The sequence below is a fragment of the Pseudomonas sp. SA233 genome (assembly GCF_054792385.1).
In genome coordinates this window covers 4,584,797-4,602,897 of record NZ_CP096449.1, presented here as the reverse complement: position 1 = coordinate 4,602,897, position 18,101 = coordinate 4,584,797, and the positions used below count along the sequence as shown (strand labels likewise).

Annotated in this window: 18 protein-coding genes; 13 read left to right on the top strand and 5 right to left on the bottom strand. The window is 62.8% G+C overall.

The window, feature by feature from the left end; genetic code table 11:
* Positions 1-29: 29 nt before the first annotated feature.
* Positions 30-971, bottom strand: coding sequence for a CAF17-like 4Fe-4S cluster assembly/insertion protein YgfZ (gene ygfZ / locus M1D87_RS21115; protein ID WP_123084910.1), 942 nt, complete (start codon positions 969-971; stop codon positions 30-32).
* Between the two features lie 133 nt (positions 972-1,104).
* Here ygfZ and M1D87_RS21110 point away from each other — a divergent pair, with 133 nt between their 5' ends.
* Positions 1,105-1,359 (top strand): FAD assembly factor SdhE, encoded by a 255-nt coding sequence (locus M1D87_RS21110; protein ID WP_003252043.1) that lies wholly within the window; start codon positions 1,105-1,107, stop codon positions 1,357-1,359.
* Positions 1,343-1,807, top strand: a complete 465-nt coding sequence (locus M1D87_RS21105) for a protein YgfX (protein ID WP_100412747.1) — start codon at positions 1,343-1,345, stop codon at positions 1,805-1,807. The genes M1D87_RS21110 and M1D87_RS21105 overlap by 17 nt, the downstream gene beginning before the upstream one ends.
* Before the next feature lie 291 nt (positions 1,808-2,098).
* On the opposite strand, the gene nadB is transcribed toward M1D87_RS21105, so the two are convergent.
* Entirely contained in the window at positions 2,099-3,703 is a 1,605-nt protein-coding gene (gene nadB, locus M1D87_RS21100) for an L-aspartate oxidase (protein WP_013974000.1), read from the bottom strand.
* Positions 3,704-4,137: 434 nt separating this feature from the next.
* Here nadB and rpoE point away from each other — a divergent pair, with 434 nt between their 5' ends.
* The 4 genes from rpoE (at position 4,138) to M1D87_RS21080 (ending at position 7,939) form a co-directional block, all read left to right on the top strand.
* Complete coding sequence (gene rpoE, locus M1D87_RS21095; RefSeq protein ID WP_003252049.1) at positions 4,138-4,719, top strand: RNA polymerase sigma factor RpoE; 582 nt, start codon at positions 4,138-4,140, stop codon at positions 4,717-4,719.
* A gap of 31 nt (positions 4,720-4,750) precedes the next feature.
* Complete coding sequence (locus M1D87_RS21090; RefSeq protein WP_015271600.1) at positions 4,751-5,341, top strand: sigma-E factor negative regulatory protein; 591 nt, start codon at positions 4,751-4,753, stop codon at positions 5,339-5,341.
* Between the two features lie 12 nt (positions 5,342-5,353).
* Complete coding sequence (locus M1D87_RS21085; protein ID WP_421091708.1) at positions 5,354-6,316, top strand: MucB/RseB C-terminal domain-containing protein; 963 nt, start codon at positions 5,354-5,356, stop codon at positions 6,314-6,316.
* 222 nt (positions 6,317-6,538) lie between these two features.
* The gene (locus M1D87_RS21080) at positions 6,539-7,939 is read left to right on the top strand and encodes a DegQ family serine endoprotease (RefSeq protein ID WP_370290353.1); all 1,401 of its coding nucleotides are present in this window, start codon (positions 6,539-6,541) and stop codon (positions 7,937-7,939) included.
* A 79-nt stretch (positions 7,940-8,018) separates the two neighbouring features.
* Here M1D87_RS21080 and M1D87_RS21075 read toward each other — a convergent pair whose 3' ends face one another.
* Positions 8,019-9,212 carry a hypothetical protein gene (locus tag M1D87_RS21075; RefSeq protein WP_421091707.1) on the bottom strand — a complete coding sequence of 398 codons (1,194 nt, stop codon included), beginning with the start codon at positions 9,210-9,212 and terminating at the stop codon, positions 8,019-8,021.
* 202 nt (positions 9,213-9,414) lie between these two features.
* On the opposite strand from M1D87_RS21075, the gene lepA reads away from it, so the two are divergent.
* The 6 genes from lepA to pdxJ all read left to right on the top strand — a co-directional run bounded on the left by lepA (position 9,415) and on the right by pdxJ (position 15,412).
* Positions 9,415-11,214, top strand: coding sequence for a translation elongation factor 4 (gene lepA, locus M1D87_RS21070; protein WP_013973995.1), 1,800 nt, complete (start codon positions 9,415-9,417; stop codon positions 11,212-11,214).
* 5 nt (positions 11,215-11,219) lie between these two features.
* The gene (lepB, locus tag M1D87_RS21065; protein ID WP_003258486.1) at positions 11,220-12,074 is read left to right on the top strand and encodes a signal peptidase I; all 855 of its coding nucleotides are present in this window, start codon (positions 11,220-11,222) and stop codon (positions 12,072-12,074) included.
* A gap of 161 nt (positions 12,075-12,235) precedes the next feature.
* Entirely contained in the window at positions 12,236-12,925 is a 690-nt protein-coding gene (rnc, locus tag M1D87_RS21060) for a ribonuclease III (RefSeq protein WP_003258487.1), read from the top strand.
* On the top strand, positions 12,918-13,820 hold the full coding sequence (era, locus tag M1D87_RS21055) for a GTPase Era (RefSeq protein WP_015271595.1): 903 nt from the start codon (positions 12,918-12,920) through the stop codon (positions 13,818-13,820). Before rnc ends, era begins: the two co-directional genes overlap by 8 nt.
* 124 nt (positions 13,821-13,944) lie before the next feature.
* Complete coding sequence (gene recO, locus M1D87_RS21050; protein WP_421091706.1) at positions 13,945-14,628, top strand: DNA repair protein RecO; 684 nt, start codon at positions 13,945-13,947, stop codon at positions 14,626-14,628.
* A 61-nt stretch (positions 14,629-14,689) separates the two neighbouring features.
* Positions 14,690-15,412 (top strand): pyridoxine 5'-phosphate synthase, encoded by a 723-nt coding sequence (gene pdxJ / locus M1D87_RS21045; protein WP_153670549.1) that lies wholly within the window; start codon positions 14,690-14,692, stop codon positions 15,410-15,412.
* Between the two features lie 127 nt (positions 15,413-15,539).
* Here pdxJ and M1D87_RS21040 read toward each other — a convergent pair whose 3' ends face one another.
* A complete protein-coding gene (locus M1D87_RS21040; RefSeq protein ID WP_421091705.1) occupies positions 15,540-16,922 on the bottom strand; it encodes a heavy metal sensor histidine kinase in 1,383 nt (460 codons plus the stop codon).
* Positions 16,919-17,593 (bottom strand): heavy metal response regulator transcription factor, encoded by a 675-nt coding sequence (locus M1D87_RS21035; protein WP_003258489.1) that lies wholly within the window; start codon positions 17,591-17,593, stop codon positions 16,919-16,921. The genes M1D87_RS21040 and M1D87_RS21035 overlap by 4 nt, the downstream gene beginning before the upstream one ends.
* 261 nt (positions 17,594-17,854) lie before the next feature.
* Here M1D87_RS21035 and M1D87_RS21030 point away from each other — a divergent pair, with 261 nt between their 5' ends.
* Complete coding sequence (locus tag M1D87_RS21030; protein WP_061550369.1) at positions 17,855-18,058, top strand: hypothetical protein; 204 nt, start codon at positions 17,855-17,857, stop codon at positions 18,056-18,058.
* Positions 18,059-18,101 lie beyond the last annotated feature (43 nt).

The window sequence follows — 18,101 nt, the reverse complement described above, 5'->3', positions numbered from 1 at the left end:
GGCCCCGCCATGTAGGCGGGGCAGGCTGGTCAGCGCTGGATTTCCCGGTCGCGGTCCAGTTCGTAGGGCAGGGTCAACACCTGCAGGCGTGGGCCTTCGAGGCTGCCCAGGTGCAGGTTGTCGTCTTCCACCGCTTCGGCGCTGAGCACCGCGAGCAGTTCGCAGCCTGTGCCGTTGCTGGCAGCAATGACCACTTCACCGACCGACGAACCATGGGTGGGCGAGAAGATCTCGACGCCCGGGGCCGGAATGGCCTGCTGGTCCAGTGCCAGGCGGTACTGGCGGCGCTTGAGCTTGCCCAGGTACTGCATGCGGGCAACGATTTCCTGACCGGTGTAGCAGCCTTTCTTGAAGCTGACGCCGTCGACGGCCTGCAGGTTGATCATCTGCGGGATGAACAGCTCGCGGGTCGGCCCCATGACCTGGCCGATACCGGCGCGAATCTGCCCCAGCAGCCAGTCGTCCAGGCTGCCTTCGGGCAGCGCGGCGGCCAGCACCTGGCGAACGCGGTCGGCGTTGTCTGCCGGTACCCACAGTTCCACGCGGTCGGCGGACACGGCGATGGCGATCAACCCGTCGTGGCGCACGGTGCTACCGGCTGCCGCAGGCACATCGAGCCCCAGGGCCTGCAGCGCCGCATCGCCGCCTTGCAGGCCGAAGCGTGCCCAGGCAGCGCTTTCATCGGTCAGCGTGGCCTTGGAGAACACGGCGTACTTCTTGAGGTCGGCCAGCTGGGCGTCGAGCAGCTCGCTGGCCATGGCCAGCAGGTAGCCGTTGCCTTCGGGCAGGATGCGGAAACTCGACTGCATGCGCCCCTTGACCATGCAGCGGGCGCCGAGGCTGGCGTGTTCCGGGCTGAGGTAGTTGATGTTGCAGGTCAGCTGGCCTTGCAGGAACTTGCCTGCATCGGAGCCGCGGACGGCGAGGATGCCCTCGTGGGACAGGGGGCAGAAGAAAGCGGAATCGGCCATGGGTCATCGCGGTGGCTAAAGACTGGCGGCCATCATAGAACGCCGGTAACAAAATAGGTAGTTGACTAGACCAACGCCCGGTGTCGCTTCGCTCGCCTGGCTGTATACTGGCGGGCCATTCGAGGAGGGCCCCATGGTCGAACAAACTGAACTCAACCGGCTTTTCTGGCACAGCCGCCGCGGCATGCTGGAACTGGACGTACTGCTGGTGCCTTTCACCCAGGAAGTCTACCCCACGCTCAACGAAACCGACCGCGAACTCTACGTGCGTCTGTTGAGCTGCGAGGATCAGGACATGTTCGGCTGGTTCATGGAGCGCACCGAGTCCGAAGACCCGGAGCTGCAGCGCATGGTCCGCATCATCCTGGACCGTGTCCAGCCCAAGTGAGTGCTTCGAGTGCCGCTGGCAAGGCTCGCGCCTGCTGCTGGCGGCCTACCTGGGTTGCCAGGTACTGGCGTGGTTCGCCGTATGGGCGAGCCCGCTGCCTGGGTGGTCGGCCCTTGCTGTTGTCGCCGCCTGTATTGCCCACGCTGGCTGGGCCATTCCCCGACGTATTCTGCTGACGCATGAGCATGCCGTTGTCGGCCTGCGCCGTGATGTGCGCGGCTGGCAGGTGTTCAGCCGTGCCCGTGGCTGGCAGCCGGTGCGCTTGTGCCGGGACAGCGTGGCGTTGCCGGCGCTGGTGGTGTTGCGCTTTGTGCGGGCGGGGCGCTGGTTGGGGGAGAGCCAATGCGTGCCACGGGATGCGCTGGGGGCTGATGAGCACAGGCGCTTGCGGGTGCGGTTGAAATTCAGCCGGCGCAGGTGGGCAGGGGTGGGGGCGAGTCAGGGCTGACAGGTGTTCGTCGTGGCAGCTTCAGCGCCTGCGAGATCGAGCGCCGCCCGCGCGGCGCTTCGCAGCACAAGGCTGCTCCTACCGTTTGTTTCGGGCCAGTTATTCCTGTGAGCGCGGCACGCGGCCCCTGGCGTACGCCTCGATATCGTGTCGGGCAAACAAGGCGGTCGCGTTCGCAGGCACAGGCGTTACTGGCCCGAAACAGATGTAGGAGCAGCCTTGTGCTGCGAAGCGCCGCGCGGGCGGCGCTCGATCTCGCAGGCGCTGAAATTGCCGCGCCAGGGGCCGGACTTAGATCGGACTAAGGATGGTGTCCTTGGCCTCGTCCAGCATCCCCGGGTAATCCAGTGTGTAATGCAGTCCTCGGCTTTCCTTGCGCTGCATGGCCGACAGGATCATCAACTCGGCCACCTGCGCCAGGTTGCGCAATTCGATCAGGTCGCGGCTGACCTTGTAGTTGCTGTAGAACTCGTCGATTTCGTCCAGCAGCAGGCGAATGCGGTGCTGCGCTCGCTGCAGGCGCTTGCTGGTGCGCACGATGCCGACGTAGTCCCACATGAAACGCCGCAGTTCGTCCCAGTTGTGCGCAATGATCACGTCCTCGTCCGAATCGGTTACCTGGCTGGCGTCCCAGCCGGGCAAGGCCTTGGGCATGGTCACCTCATCCAGGTGCGCCTGGATGTCGGCGGCGGCGGCACGGCCATAGACGAAGCATTCCAGCAGCGAGTTGCTGGCCATGCGGTTGGCGCCGTGCAGGCCGGTGAAGCTGGTTTCGCCAATGGCATACAGGCCCGGCACGTCGGTGTGGCCGCGGTCGTCGACCATCACCCCTCCGCAGGTGTAGTGCGCCGCTGGCACCACCGGGATCGGCTGACGGGTGATGTCGATGCCGAAGGCCAGGCAGCGCTCGTACACGGTGGGGAAGTGGCTCTTGATGAAGTCGACCGGCTTGTGGGTGATATCCAGGTATACGCAGTCCACGCCCAGGCGCTTCATCTCGTGGTCGATGGCGCGGGCCACGATGTCGCGCGGCGCCAGTTCTTCGCGCGGGTCGAAGCGTGGCATGAAGCGTTCGCCATTGGGCAGGCGCAGCAGGGCACCTTCGCCACGCAGGGCTTCGGTGATCAGGAAGCTCTTGGCCTGTGGATGGTACAGGCAAGTCGGGTGAAACTGGTTGAACTCCAGGTTCGCCACCCGGCAGCCAGCCCGCCAAGCCATGGCGATGCCGTCGCCGCAGGCACCGTCGGGATTGCTGGTATACAGGTACACCTTGGCCGCACCACCAGTGGCCAGCACGGTGAAGCGCGCACCGAAGGTGTCCACCTCGCCGGTGTTGCGGTCGAGCACGTAGGCACCCAGGCAGCGCTCGCCGGGCAGGCCGAGGCGGCGTTCGGTGATCAGGTCGACCGCCACGCGCTGCTCCAGCAACTGGATATTCGGGCGTTTGCGGGCCTGCTCCAGCAGCGTGGTGAAGATGGCTGCGCCGGTGGCGTCGGCGGCGTGGATAATGCGCCGGTGGCTATGGCCGCCTTCGCGGGTCAGGTGGAACTCGAAGCCGCCGTCGTCGACGCTGTAGTGCTCGTCGCGGGTAAAGGGCACGCCTTGCTCGATCAGCCACTCGATGGCCTCGCGGCTGTGCTCGACGGTAAAGCGCACGGCGTCTTCATGGCAAAGGCCGCCGCCGGCATTGAGGGTGTCCTCGACATGCGACTGCACGGTATCGGTATTGTCCAGCACCGCCGCGACACCGCCCTGGGCCCAGAAGGTCGAGCCGTTGGCCAGGTCGCCCTTGCTGAGTACGGCGACTCGAAGGTGGCTGGGGAGGTTCAGTGCCAGGCTGAGACCGGCGGCACCGCTGCCGATCACCAGGACATCATGTTGGAATTGTTGGCTCATGTCGGGACACTAGTATTCTTTGGAAGGGGCGCGGCACAATAGTCACGCGCCGATGGCATTGTGAAACTATCGTAAAAGCTGGCCGGGTTGCCTTTATAGCAGCCCCGGGTGGCCAATTTCCATGCCACTTGCCTGGTCGCGACAACCTTTGTGGGAACTTTCCGACATGGCCGGAAATCCTATGAAGGCTGCCCACGCGCCACAACTTGCCGCGGCGACGCAGGGCGGCAGGCCTGTCCGGGCTGTCCCTGCGTACTCGAAACCTGATTATCGACGTAGCCGGCCGTGACCGTGCCGCGTCTTTCGTGCAAGCCGACCAAGGGCTGCAGGAAACTTGCTTGGAGGGGAGAACTTTTGCGCAAAGCCCGAGTCTATGGTTGCAAGCCTGAACGATGGCTGATGCAACGCTCCTTCGAGTTCACTGAGGAGTGTTCATGCTAACCCAGGAAGAGGATCAGCAGCTTGTCGAGCGCGTTCAGCGTGGTGACAGGCGAGCGTTCGATCTGTTGGTGCTGAAGTATCAGCACAAGATTCTCGGGTTGATCGTGCGGTTCGTTCACGACACCCACGAGGCCCAGGATGTAGCACAGGAAGCCTTCATCAAGGCCTACCGTGCGCTTGGCAACTTCCGCGGAGACAGTGCGTTCTATACGTGGCTGTACCGCATCGCCATCAACACGGCGAAGAACTACCTGGTGTCCCGTGGAAGACGGCCGCCAGACAGTGATGTGAGCTCCGAGGATGCGGAGTTTTACGACGGCGATCATGGTCTCAAGGATCTCGAGTCCCCAGAGCGCTCGTTGTTGCGGGATGAAATCGAAGGCACTGTCCATCGCACCATCCAGCAACTGCCTGAAGACCTGCGCACGGCGCTGACCCTGCGCGAGTTCGACGGGCTGAGTTACGAAGACATTGCCAGTGTCATGCAATGTCCGGTGGGTACCGTGCGCTCTCGAATCTTCCGCGCTCGGGAGGCAATAGACAAAGCCCTGCAACCTTTGCTGCAGGAAACCTGAGACAGCGGCGACAGCCAAGAGAGGAACCGCCATGAGTCGTGAAGCTTTGCAGGAATCGCTGTCCGCGGTGATGGATAACGAAGCGGACGAGCTTGAACTGCGTCGTGTGTTGAACGCCGTAGACGATGCTGAAACCCGTGCCACCTGGTCGCGTTACCAGGTAGCCCGCGCAGCCATGCACAAGGAGCTGCTGCTGCCTAACCTGGATATCGCCTCGGCGGTGTCTGCAGCGCTGGCTGACGAAGCCGTGCCGGCCAAGGTCAAGAAAGGGCCATGGCGCAGCATTGGCCGCCTTGCGGTAGCTGCCTCGGTCACCGTAGCCGTGCTGGCCGGTGTGCGCATGTACAACCAGGACGAGATCACTGGCGCCGAGCTTGCTGCCCAGCAACCTGCCCAGCAAGGCCTGAGTGTGCCACAAGCACAAGGCCCTGCCGTTTTGGCAGGCTATAGTGAGAGCAGTGAGCAACCGACCGGGCCGATGGCCAACGGCGTGCTGCAGAACCAGGCCGGCTGGGACCAGCGTCTGCCGGGCTACCTGCGCCAGCATGCCCAGGAATCTGCGCTCAAGGGCACTGAAACCGCATTGCCGTATGCCCGCGCCGCCAGCCTGGAAAACCGTTAAGTAAGGAGGATCATGCGCGCGCTACCTCTCCTGTCGCTGCTGATTGGCAGCTGCGTGACGGTGCCAGCATTGGCGGCCAATTCTTCGCCCGAGGCGAGCGAGTGGCTGAGCAAGCTGGCACAGGCCGAGCAAAAGCAGAGCTACCAAGGCTCTTTTGTCTACGAACGGAACGGCAGTTTCTCTTCCCACGAGATCTGGCACAGGGTCGACGACGGCAAGGTCAGCGAGCGGCTGTTGCAGCTCGATGGTGTCGCTCAGGAGATCGTGCGCGTGGATGGCAAGGTGGAGTGCGTCAGCGGGGCCTTGGTCAGTGGAGTGACGACGCCCCCGAACACTACGCAGCGTGTACTTGATCCGCTGAAACTGATGGGCTGGTATGACTTGAGCGTGGCGGGCAAGTCACGGGTCGCTGGGCGCGATGCCGTGATCGTGACGCTCACCCCGCGTGACCAGCACCGCTATGCCTTCGAATTGCACCTGGACCGTGCTACCGGCCTGCCGCTGCGCTCGTTGATGATCAACGACAAAGGGCAGTTGCTGGAGCGCTTCCAGATGACCCGTCTCGATACTGACGCACCCAGCGATGATGACCTGCGCGCCAGTGCTGCATGCAAGCCGGTGCAGCATGTGGCTGCTGCCGCCAATGACACGGTCGCCGGCTGGCGTTCGGACTGGCTGCCGCCCGGCTTCGAGCTGGTCAACAGCTCGGTACGCCGCGACCCTAAGAATGACAGCACGGTCAGCAGCCTGATGTATGACGATGGCCTGGCGCGCTTCTCGGTGTTCCTCGAGCCGGTAAAGGATGAGGGCGGGACCGACATGCGCACCCAGCTTGGCCCGACCTCGGCGGTCTCCCGTCGGCTGAACACGCCCAAAGGCAAGGTCATGGTCACTGTGGTCGGCGAGATTCCGCTGGGTACCGCAGAGCGTGTTGCGCTGTCGATGCGCCCCCAGGATGGCCAGGCGCGCCAGTGATGGCGTGCATTTGCGGGCATGGCGTGCAGGCCATGCCAAGGCGTGCGGACATGCCGCTGAAATGAAATTAAAGCATTGTCATTTGCAATCCATCGGCAAATTTTCTATAGGTCAGGCTTCTAGGAGCCTGGCCTTTCCTGTTTTGTGCAGGGGCCTTTCTAAACTACCGCTCGTTGTGACGGGAGCCGTATGTCAATACCACGCTTGAAATCCTACCTATCGATGTTCGCCGCCGTGCTGATGCTCGGCCAGGTGCTCAGCGCCCAGGCCGAGGAAGCCCTGCCGGACTTCACTACCCTGGTCGAGCAGGCCTCGCCAGCCGTGGTCAACATCAGTACCAAGCAGAAACTGCCGGACCGCCGCATGGCCGCCGGGCAGATGCCCGACCTGGAAGGCCTGCCGCCGATGTTCCGCGAGTTCTTCGAGCGCAACATGCCGCAGCAACCGCGCTCACCGCGTGGCGACCGCCAGCGCGAGGCCCAGTCGCTGGGTTCGGGCTTCATCATTTCCAGTGATGGCTACGTACTGACCAACAACCACGTGGTAGCCGATGCCGACGAGATCATCGTCCGCCTGTCGGACCGCAGCGAGCTGCAGGCCAAACTGGTCGGCACCGACCCGCGCACCGACGTGGCCCTGCTCAAGGTCGAGGGCAAGAACCTGCCGACCGTCAAGCTGGGTGATTCCGAGAAGCTCAAGGTGGGCGAGTGGGTGTTGGCCATCGGTTCGCCGTTCGGCTTCGACCATTCGGTGACCAAAGGTATCGTCAGTGCCAAAGGCCGCACCCTGCCCAATGACACCTACGTACCGTTCATCCAGACGGACGTGGCCATCAACCCCGGCAACTCCGGCGGCCCGCTGTTCAACATGAATGGCGAAGTAGTGGGTATCAACTCGCAGATATTCACCCGTTCCGGTGGTTTCATGGGCCTGTCGTTCGCCATCCCGATCGATGTGGCGATCGATGTCTCCAATCAGCTGAAGAAAGACGGCAAGGTCAGCCGCGGCTGGCTGGGCGTGGTGATCCAGGAGGTCAACAAGGACCTGGCTGAATCGTTCGGCCTGGACAAGCCGGCCGGTGCCCTGGTGGCCCAGGTGCTGGAAAACGGCCCAGCAGCCAAGGGCGGCCTGCAGGTGGGTGACGTGATCCTGAGCATGAACGGCCAGCCAATCATCATGTCGGCCGACCTGCCGCATCTGGTCGGCAGCCTCAAGGATGGCGAAAAGGCCAAGCTGGAGATCATCCGCAACGGCAAGCGCCAGAACCTCGACATCAGCGTTGGCGCACTGCCCGACGAAGATGCCGACATCGGTACCGGCGCCGAAGGCAGCGCCGAGCGTAGCAGCAACCGCCTGGGCGTCTCGGTTGCCGACCTGACCGCCGAACAGAAGAAAGCCCTCGAACTCAAGGGGGGTGTGGTCATCAAGGAAGTTCAGGATGGCCCGGCCGCGATGATCGGCCTGCGCCCGGGTGATGTGATCAGTCACCTGAACAACCAGGCTATCGGTTCGGCCAAGGAATTCACCGAAATCGCCAAGGAACTGCCGAAGAACCGTTCGGTGTCGATGCGTGTGCTGCGTCAGGGCCGTGCCAGCTTCATTACCTTCAAGCTGGCTGAATAAGGTGTAGTTGCCTTCGCAGGCATTGTCCGGCTTGACAAGCCCGGTGCGTGAGCGCCGGGCTTTGTCATTCAGGGGGGGCTCAGTTGAAAATGGACATCAACGTGCCGAGGTATCCAGCAACTGCGGTTGAGTTGAAACCGATCGCAGTGCGCTGCCCGTTGTCCAGGCAAGTCATGGCATCGGGTATGCCAACAAGATCATTGATCGGTCGGAAGGATGTATCAATGGAGCCATCCGCAAGATAGCGACGGTTTTCCAGGCTCCTGCCCAGGCCGAACGCAAACAGCCGATGTTGCCCATCGATGGCCACTGCACACCAATCTGTAAAGCCTGAGTCGTCCAGGATCGGTGCACCGCCGTTAAATGTCGGGTCCTTCGCGCCACTGGCATCGAACTGCCAGAGCAGTGCTTGTGATGAATTGTCTCCGTTTGTCGCTTTACCAGCGACCAGCAGCTGTCCTTCCGGCCTTGCTAGCAGCGCGTTGAGTTCGGTAGCGAAACCCTCAGCCCGGAAATACACTGTGCCGCCTTCACCGAAGGCTGAATCCAGCTCGCCGTCGTGACGGTAGCGAGCGAGAAAGCTTTCTGCGGGCTGCCCCTGCTGCGAGCGGGTTCCGCTGACCACGAACCCGTCAGGCAACTGAACGATTCCGGCGACAGCAATTTGGCCTGCGTCCGGTAGAATATCGATGAATTCCTGAAGCCCTGCTGCTGGCTGGCCGGAGTGTTCCCGCAGGTACACCCTGGCCATCGTGGCACGCGCGCCTTGAGCCTTTTGGAGGTTCAGGGAAACCATGAGGTATGGCCCATCGCTTGCAAGGCGACCGCTACCAATCACCATGCCCATATCCGGCGGCACGTTCAGGAGCTGGTGTTCACCTCCTCGGCCATCGCGGTCGTAACAGGTGAGCCTGGGCTTTGCCAGCAGGTTCGAGGTAGGGGCACTCCATCCCAGCACTGTGAAGCGTTGGTCAGCCAGTACCGTTAGCGCTTCAGTCGATGCATGCTCGTCAATCACGTAACGGCCAACGATCACGCCGCCCTGTGCAAAGTCGTTGTCAACTGAACCGTTTGCGGTAAAGCGGGTCAGGGCAAAATGACGCCCCCCGGAGGAGTCAAAGGCAAGCGCGCTGACAAGCAGGCTGCTCCCTTGTAGCGCCATGCCAGTCAGGTTTCGGCCTATTGAAGCGCCATGGAACGAAGGGAGCTCGGCCCTGCCATTCATTCCAAATGCAGGGTCGTAATCCCCCGGTGTCATGTGTTGTTCGGGCATGCTGGTCACCTTGGTCGAGAGATTGGCAAGGATGGTCGACTCCCGATGCGGTGAGTACTGGCAGAAATGTCAGGTAGCACCTCTGTCAGGCAACCATGTTCACCAACGGCTGGATGGCGTGGCGGCCTGCTGCGGCTTAAGGTACAATTCCCGGCTATTTTTCGGCGGGCGTCCGGCTCGCAGCCTTTTCGAGTGTTGACCCGTGAGTGATTTGAGTCATATCCGCAATTTCTCCATCATCGCCCACATCGACCATGGCAAGTCGACGCTGGCCGACCGTTTCATCCAGATGTGCGGTGGCCTGTCGGCACGCGAGATGGAAGCCCAGGTGCTCGATTCCATGGACCTGGAGCGTGAGCGCGGTATCACCATCAAGGCCCACAGCGTCACGCTCAACTACAAGGCGCAGGACGGCAAGGTCTACCAGCTGAACTTCATCGATACTCCTGGCCACGTCGACTTCACCTACGAAGTCTCGCGTTCGCTGGCGGCCTGTGAGGGCGCGCTGCTGGTGGTGGATGCCGGCCAGGGCGTCGAGGCCCAGTCCGTGGCCAACTGCTATACCGCCATCGAGCAGGGCCTTGAGGTCATGCCGGTACTGAACAAGATGGACCTGCCCCAGGCCGATCCGGATCGCGTCAAGGACGAGATCGAGAAAATCATCGGCATCGACGCCACCGACGCCGTGGCCTGCAGTGCCAAGAGCGGCATGGGCGTGGACGAGGTGCTCGAGCGCCTGGTGCAGACCATTCCCGCGCCGGAAGGCGATATCGAGGCGCCGCTGCAGGCGCTGATCATCGACTCCTGGTTCGACAACTACCTGGGCGTGGTCTCGCTGGTGCGCGTGCGACACGGTCGCGTCAAGAAAGGCGACAAGATCCTGGTCAAGTCCACCGGCAAGGTGCACCTGGTCGACAGCGTGGGCGTGTTTACCCCGAAGCACACCCAGACCGCCGACCTGAAGGCCGGCGAAGTGGGCTTCATCATCGCCAGCATCAAGGACATTCACGGTGCCCCGGTCGGTGACACCCTGACCCTGTCCGCGACCCCTGAGGTCGAAGTGCTGCCAGGCTTCAAGAAGATTCAGCCGCAGGTCTACGCCGGCCTGTTCCCGGTCAGCTCCGACGACTTCGAGGACTTCCGCGATGCGCTGCAGAAGCTGACCCTGAACGACTCGTCGCTGCAATACATGCCGGAAAGCTCCGACGCCCTGGGCTTCGGCTTCCGTTGCGGCTTCCTCGGCATGCTGCACATGGAGATCATCCAGGAGCGCCTGGAGCGCGAATACGACCTGGACCTGATCACCACCGCGCCAAGCGTGATCTATGAGCTGGAACTGAAAACCGGCGAGACCATCACCGTCGACAACCCGTCGAAGCTGCCGGACGTCTCGGCGGTCGCCGATTTCCGCGAGCCGATCGTCACCGCCACCATCCTGGTGCCGCAGGAACACCTGGGCAACGTCATCACCCTGTGCATCGAGAAGCGTGGCGTGCAGCGCGACATGCAGTTCCTCGGTAGCCAGGTGCAGGTGCGCTACGACCTGCCGATGAACGAAGTGGTGTTGGACTTCTTCGACCGCCTCAAGTCCACCAGCCGCGGCTATGCTTCGCTGGACTATCATTTCGATCGCTACCAGTCGGCCAATCTGGTCAAGCTGGACGTACTGATCAACGGCGACAAGGTCGATGCCCTGGCATTGATCGTGCACCGCGACAACGCGGCCTACAAGGGCCGTGCGTTGACCGAAAAGATGAAGGAACTGATCCCTCGGCAGATGTTCGACGTGGCGATCCAGGCAGCTATCGGCGGCCAGATCATTGCGCGGACAACCGTCAAGGCGCTCAGAAAGAACGTACTGGCCAAGTGCTACGGTGGCGACGTCAGCCGTAAGAAGAAGCTGCTGGAGAAGCAGAAGGCCGGTAAGAAACGCATGAAACAGGTGGGTAACGTGGAAATTCCACAGGAAGCCTTCCTCGCCGTGCTCAGGTTGGATAGCTAGGTCCTATGTCGCTAAATTTCCCGCTGTTGCTAGTCATCGCCGTCTTCGTCTGCGGCCTGCTGGGCTTGATCGACCTGCTGTTCCTGGCCCCGCGCCGGCGTGCGGCAATCGCCAACTACCAGGGCAGCGTCAGCCAGCCCGAGATGGCGGTGGTCGAGCGCCTGGGCAAGGAGCCGTTGCTGGTCGAGTACGGCAAGTCGTTCTTCCCGGTGCTGTTCATCGTGCTGGTGCTGCGTTCGTTCCTGGTCGAGCCGTTCCAGATCCCTTCGGGGTCGATGAAACCGACCCTGGAAGTGGGCGACTTCATCCTGGTGAACAAGTTCTCGTACGGCATTCGCTTGCCGGTGATCGACAAGAAGGTCATCGAGGTGGGTGACCCGCAACGCGGTGATGTGATGGTGTTCCGCTACCCGAGCGACCCGAACGTCAACTACATCAAGCGTGTGGTCGGCCTGCCGGGCGACCAGGTGCGCTACACCAGCGACAAGCGGTTGTTCGTCAACGGCCAGCCGATTGCCGAACAACTGGTGGGCACCGAGCCGGGCACTTTGGGCAGCGCCGAGCTGTACAAGGAAAAGCTCGGCGAGGCCGAACACCTGATTCGCAAGGAAATGAGCCGTTATCGCATGCCGCCGGACCAGCAATGGACCGTGCCGGCAGGCCATTACTTCATGATGGGCGACAACCGCGACAACTCCAACGACAGCCGTTACTGGGATGACCCGAACATCCCGAAGGAACTGCACGGCATGGTTCCCGACCGGAACATCGTCGGCAAGGCCTTCGCGGTGTGGATGAGCTGGCCAGAGCCCAAGCTCAGCCACCTGCCCAACCTGTCGCGGGTCGGTCTGATCCATTGATACCCATCGGCGCTGGCCTGCAGGCAGCGCCGAATGCATTTCTGACATAGGCTGTGTTCTCAGGGATCGGGAGATTCGTCGCACATCGCGGCGGGCCACAGCCAAACAGTCTTTCAGGATGTTGATTTGAACAACGCGTTGAACAACGAACGGGTGGCTGCATGAGTGCTCCCCTTGCCCGTCTGGAGCGAAAGCTCGGTTATACCTTCAAGAACCAGGACCAGATGCTCCTGGCACTGACCCATCGCAGCTACGCCGGGCGCAACAATGAGCGCCTGGAGTTTCTCGGTGACGCCATTCTCAACTTCGTCGCCGGCGAAGCGCTGTTCGAGCGCTTCCCGCAGGCCCGCGAAGGCCAGCTGTCGCGCCTGCGCGCGCGGCTGGTCAAGGGTGAGACCCTGGCCCGCCTGGCCCGTGGTTTCGACCTTGGCGATCACCTGCGCCTGGGCTCGGGTGAGCTCAAGAGCGGTGGCTTCCGCCGCGAGTCGATCCTGGCCGACGCCCTGGAGGCGCTGATTGGCGCCATCTACCTGGACGCCGACATGGAAACGGCCCGGGAGCGCGTGTTGGCCTGGCTGGCCGATGAATTCGAAGGCCTGACCCTGGTCGATACCAACAAGGACCCGAAAACCCGCCTGCAGGAGTTCCTGCAGTCGCGCAGCTGTGAGCTGCCGCGTTACGAAGTGGTGGATATCCAGGGCGAACCGCATTGCCGGACCTTCTTCGTCGAATGCGAAGTGGTGCTGCTGAACAACAAGAGCCGTGGCCAGGGCGTTAGCCGGCGTATCGCCGAGCAAGTCGCCGCCGCGTCTGCACTGATCGCCCTGGGCGTGGAGAATGGCAATGACTGATAGCAACCCGACCCGCTGCGGCTATGTGGCCATTGTCGGCCGCCCGAACGTGGGCAAGTCGACCCTGCTCAACCACATCCTCGGCCAGAAGCTGGCGATCACCTCGCGCAAGCCGCAGACCACCCGCCACAACATGCTCGGCATCAAGACCGAGGGTGACGTGCAGGCGATCTACGTCGATACCCCCGGTATGCACAAGGCCAATGACAAGGCCTTGAACCGCTACATGAACCGCAATGCCTCGGCGGCCCTGAAGGACGTCGACGTGGTGATCTTCGTGGTCGACCGCACCAAATGGACCGACGAGGACCAACTGGTGCTGGAGCGCGTGCAGTACGTGACGGGCCCACTGATCATCGCGGTCAACAAGACCGACCGCATGGAAGAGAAGGCCGAACTGATCCCGCACCTGCAATGGCTCCAGGAGCAGTTGCCGAACGCCGAAGTGATGCCTATCTCCGCGCAGCAGGGGCACAACCTGCAGGCGCTGGAAGCACAGATCGCCAAGCACCTGCCCGAGAACGAGCACTTCTTCCCCGAAGATCAGATCACCGACCGCAGCAGCCGCTTTTTGGCCGCGGAACTGGTGCGCGAAAAGATCATGCGCCAGCTGGGTGCGGAATTGCCGTACCAGATCACCGTGGAAATTGAAGAATTCAAGCAGCAGGGCCACGTGCTGCACATCCACGCGCTGATTCTGGTCGAGCGCGATGGCCAGAAGAAGATCATCATTGGCGACAAGGGCGAGCGCATCAAGCGCATCGGCTCCGAGGCGCGCAAGGACATGGAGGTGCTGTTCGACTCCAAGGTCATGCTCAACCTGTGGGTCAAGGTGAAAGGCGGCTGGTCCGATGACGAGCGCGCCCTGCGCTCGCTGGGCTACGGCGACCTGTAAATTCGCCTGACGGCTCAGGTTACTCTGTGGGAGCGGGTTTACCCGCGAATGCGTCAGTGGGTTCACCATCGCATTCGCGGGTAAACCCGCTCCCACAGTTGTCTGGGGCATTTAGAGAACGTTTATGGAACAACCTGTCGGCCAGCCAGCCTACGTGCTGCACAGCCGCGCCTACAAGGAAACCAGCGCGCTGGTGGACTTCTTCACCCCGCAGGGCCGTATGCGTGCCGTGCTGCGCCGTGCGCGTGGCAAGGGTGGCAGCCTGGTGCGGCCGTTCGTGCCGCTGGAACTGGAGCTGCGCGGGCGTGGCGAGCTGAAGAATGTCGGGCGCATGGACAGCGCTGGCATCGCCGCCTGGCTGCATGGCGATGCCCTGTTCAGCGGGTTGTACCTCAACGAACTGCTCATGCGCCTGCTGCCCGCCGAAGCGCCTTTCCCGGCGCTGTTCGAGCACTACACCCTGACCTTGCAAGCCTTGGCCGCCGGTCGCCCGCTGGAGCCGCTGCTGCGCTCCTTCGAATGGCGGCTGCTGGACGAGCTCGGTTACTCGTTTTCGTTGCACCACGACGTCAATGACCAAGCGATCGCGGTCGATGGCCTGTACCGCTTGCGTGTGGACGCCGGCCTGGAGCGGGTCGAGCTGGTGCAACCCGGGCTGTTCCGCGGCACCGAACTGCTGGCCCTGGCCGAAGCCGACTGGGATGCCCCAGGTGCCTTGCTCGCCGCCAAGCGCCTGATGCGCCAGGCACTGGCGGTTCACCTGGGGGCAAAACCACTGGTCAGCCGCGAACTGTTTCGCAAGCGCTGATCACGACGTATGCTGTGGGGCTCAATCTTCAGGAGAGCCTTTCGTGACTCACAGCAACCGCATGCTTCTCGGCGTAAACATCGACCACGTGGCGACCCTGCGCCAGGCCCGGGGCACACGTTACCCCGATCCGGTCAAGGCTGCCCTGGATGCCGAGGAAGCGGGCGCCGATGGCATCACCGTGCATCTGCGTGAAGACCGCCGGCACATCCAGGAGCGAGATGTGGTGCTGCTGAAGGACGTGCTGCAGACGCGCATGAACTTCGAGATGGGCGTCACCGAAGAGATGATGGCCTTTGCCGAGAAGATCCGCCCGGCGCACATCTGCCTGGTACCCGAAACCCGTCAGGAACTGACCACCGAAGGCGGCCTTGACGTGGCGGGCCAGGAGGCACGGATCAAGGCTGCGGTTGAGCGGCTGTCGCGTACTGGTGCCGAAGTGTCGCTGTTCATCGATGCCGACGAGCGGCAGATCGAGGCGTCGCGTCGCGTTGGTGCGCCTGCCATCGAACTGCACACCGGGCGTTACGCCGATGCCGAAACCCCGACCGAAGTGGCCGAGGAGCTCAAGCGTATCGTCGATGGCGTGGCGTTTGGCGTGGGGCAGGGGCTGATCGTCAATGCTGGCCACGGGCTGCACTACCACAACGTGGAGGCGGTGGCGGCGATCAAAGGCATCAATGAGCTGAACATCGGTCATGCGCTGGTGGCGCATGCGCTGTTCGTCGGCTTCAAGGCCGCTGTGGCCGAGATGAAGGCGCTGATCGTGGCGGCTTCGCGCTAATCGTTGGTCGCCTGTACCGGCCTCTTCGCGGGTAAACCCGCTCCCACAGGTACCCCACAGGCCTTGAGGCTTGTGCAATCCCTGTGGGAGCGGGTTTACCCGCGAAGAGGCCGGCACAAGCGATGTATTACTCGGCAGGAAACACAAGGGTAAACCGGGTAGGCCCCAAGGGCCTGCTGCTGACCTCGACCCGCCCGCCATGCAACTGCATGATCGATTTCACGATCGCCAGCCCCAACCCGGTCCCTCCCTCCAGCCGCGAGCGCCCCGAGCCTACCCGGTAAAATCGCTCGAACAAGCGCGACTGGTGCTCTTCAGCAATACCAGGCCCCTGGTTTTCCACCGAAAGCCGAACTTCGCTGCCCACGCGCTCGATACGTAGTTCCACAGGCTTGTCATCGGGGCAGTGCCGAATGGCATTGCTCAACAGGTTCGACAGTGCCCGCTGAAACATCAGCCGATCACCCTGCGCCGTCCCCCAGCCTTGCACACGCAACTCAACCCCTTTCAGCTCGGCACTGAAGGCAAACAGCTCGACAACCCGCGCCGTCTCGTCGGCCAATGCCATGGGCTTGAGCGCGACCTGGGCCTGGGGTTGGCTGACCTGGGCGAGAAACAGCATGTCATTGATGATGCGGTTGAGCCGGGTCAGTTCTTCGATGCTGTCTTCCAGCACTTCGCGGTAATTCGCGTTGTCCCGTTCGCGGGCCAGCGTCACCTGCGCCTTGCCCATCAGGTTGCTCAACGGTGTGCGCAGTTCATGGGCCAGATCATCGGAAAACTGCGACAGCTGGCTGACGCCCTGATCGAGGCGGTCGAGCATCACGTTGATGCTGCTGGCCAGCTCTGCCAGCTCCAGCGGCAGGCCGGTAGCGGGAAGGCGATGTTGCAGGTCCTGGGCCGACACCCGCCCGGCGATGCGCCGGAAGTGCCGCAGTGGCCTCAGGCCGCGCTGCATCAGCCACCAGGCACCGGCCCCGATCAGCGACAGCAGCAACGGCAGCGCGAGCAAGGTGGAGTGCAGATAGGCCTGCAGCAGGGCGTTGTCGTCGGCGCGGTTGAGCGACATCATCACCTTGACCGGGGTGTCGTCGCGCAGGCGCATCAGCCGGGTCACGGTGAGTATCTGGTTGCCATTGCTGTCGCGCCACGCATGAAAGGCCAGACGGGCATCGGTGCGCAGATCGCCTACCTGTGATTCCAGCGCTGGCCCCAGGCTGAGCAGGTGCGGATGGCGGCCTTCGAGGGCCAGCACGCTGAGGCTGAGGTTGTCATGCCCCATCACCAGGTCGAGCAAGGGATGGGCGCGGCTGCCCAGGTCTTCGCTACGCAGGTCGACGCGCAGATTGTGCTCGACCTGCAGCATCTTGCGAGCCAGGTCCTTGCGTGCGCGGCTGTCCAGTTCGTGATCGAGGGCGAACACGGCCAGGCAGGCCAGCAGCAGCACCAGTGCGGCGCCCATCAGCGTCACGCTCAGGCCCAGGCGCAGTGACAGGCTGGCGTTTTTCAAAAGCGTGCCTCGAGCACGTAGCCGACGCCACGCAGGGTATGGATCAGCTTGTTGTCGAACGGGTCGTCGATCTTTGCCCGCAGGCGCCGGATCGAAACCTCGACCACATTGGTGTCGCAGTCGAAGTTCATGTCCCACACCAGCGAGATGATCTGGGTGCGCGACAGCACCTCGCCGGTCTGACGCATCAGCAGGTGCAGCAGGGCGAATTCCTTGGCGGTCAGGTCGATACGCTGCCCGGCGCGGTAGGCGCGGTGGCGGCCGGGGTCCAGCTCCAGATCGGCGACGCGCAGGGTGCTGGGCTGCAATTGCTGGTCGTTGCGGCGCAGCAGGCTGCGGATGCGGGCCAGCAGCTCCGGGAACTCGAAGGGCTTGAGCAGGTAATCGTCGGCACCCAGGTCCAGGCCCTTGACCCGGTCGGCCAGGCGGCCATGGGCGGTCAGCATCATGATGCGCGTGGCCGATTCGGCGCGCAGCCGCTGCAGCACGGTCCAGCCATCGAGCTCGGGCAGGTTGACGTCGAGGATGACCAGGTCGTAGGGCTGCTGGCGGGCCAGGTGCAGGCCATCGGTGCCGGTGTGGGCGCAGTCGACCACGTAGCCGTTCTCGCGCAGGCCCTGCTGCAGGTAGTCGGCGGTGCGCAGTTCGTCCTCGATGATCAGTAGACGCATGGGTGGGCTCGGTGTGATGAAAGGGGGGCGATTCTCGACCCTGTAGTGGCATCAGGGTCAAGGAGCGGGATGTTACGGCATGAGTAAGGGCGCGCGGCGCAGATAACGGATTTGTAATGCTGCTGTTATCTGGCTGTCTGTTCGGCCCTATCGCCGGCAAAACAAGGCCACATTGCAAGACTGTAATCCCCGCCTCACCTTGCCGTTAGCTAGCCCTCGCTAGGATGGCCGCATCTGATCGGTTATCACGAGGCAACCACGATGAACCTGACCAAATACCTGCTGTTGGCCACCCTTGCCCTGGGCAGCGCCAGTGTTCACGCCGAGGGCGGTGCGGAACGTTCGAAACAATTCTGGCAAGCGTTCCGCGAAGACCAGCAGCGCCTGTACGGCGACAAGCAACAGGCCGTCGCAGAGCGTGAGCGCAAGGCACAGGAGAAGGCCCGCGAGTTGGCCAAGGATTGAGGTAACACCACCTGCGCCGCGACAGCTCCTCGGCGCAGGTATA